This is a genomic window from Streptomyces murinus, assembly GCF_002154555.1.
Lineage (GTDB): Bacteria > Actinomycetota > Actinomycetes > Streptomycetales > Streptomycetaceae > Streptomyces > Streptomyces murinus.
The window spans coordinates 1-835 of record NZ_MUNF01000859.1 but is presented as its reverse complement, the minus strand read 5'-3'; the positions used below and the strand labels follow the sequence as shown (position 1 = coordinate 835).

Annotated in this window: 1 protein-coding gene; it reads right to left on the bottom strand. The window is 75.9% G+C overall.

The annotated features are described in order from the left end of the window. Nucleotides 1-835: CoA-binding protein (locus CCN72_RS35890; protein ID WP_244174650.1), on the bottom strand; the 835-nt coding region annotated here is incomplete at both ends.

Here is an 835-nt window from a genome sequence, read left to right as displayed (position 1 = left end):
CCACGTCGTCGGCGCCGGTGAGCTTGCCGGTGTGCGAGGCGGCCGTACGGGCGCCGGTCTCGGTGCGGCCCACCTTCACCGCGACCACCGGCACGCCCCGGCGGGCGGCGCGGTCGGCGGCCAGCAGGAAGGCGCGGCCGTCCTTGAGGCCCTCGACATACGCGGCGATGGCGCCGACCTCGGGCTGCTCGGCGAACCAGGAGATGAAGTCGGCGCTCTCCAGATCGGCCTCGTTGCCGGTCGGGGCCCAGTGGGTCAGGCGGATGCCCAGTTCCTGGAGGGCGAAGACGGGGCGGCCCTGGTGGCCGGACTGGGTGATCAGCGCGATCGCCGGTCCGGTGAGGTCGTCCCGGAAGTGCTCGAAGGCGTTCAGGTTGGTGTTCGGGCCGAGCAGCCGCAGCCCGGAGCGGCGCGCGGCCTCCGTGAGCCGCCGCTGGGCCGCGGCGCCCGCCTCGCCGGTCTCCGCGAAGCCGGACGCGAAGGCGACGGCGAACTTCACCTTGGCCTCGGCGAGTTCGCCGATCACCGGGAGCGGGTCGGCGATCAGCAGGACGGCCAGGTCGACCTGTTCGGGCAGCGCGGCGACGGACGGGGCGCAGGGGATGCCGAAGACGGCCGGCCGGGTCGGGTGCACGGGGTGCACCCGGGCGCCGACGCGCTCGGCCCAGTCCAGCAGCTGCCGGGTCATGCCGGTGGTGGGGCGGCCCGGCGTGTCCGAGGCGCCGATCACGGCGACGGACTGCGGGCGGAAGAAGCGGCTCAGGTCCGGCACGTCCGCGTGCAGCGGGCGCCCGCCGACGTCCAGGTCGTCCACCCGGCCGTGCACGGCGGGCCC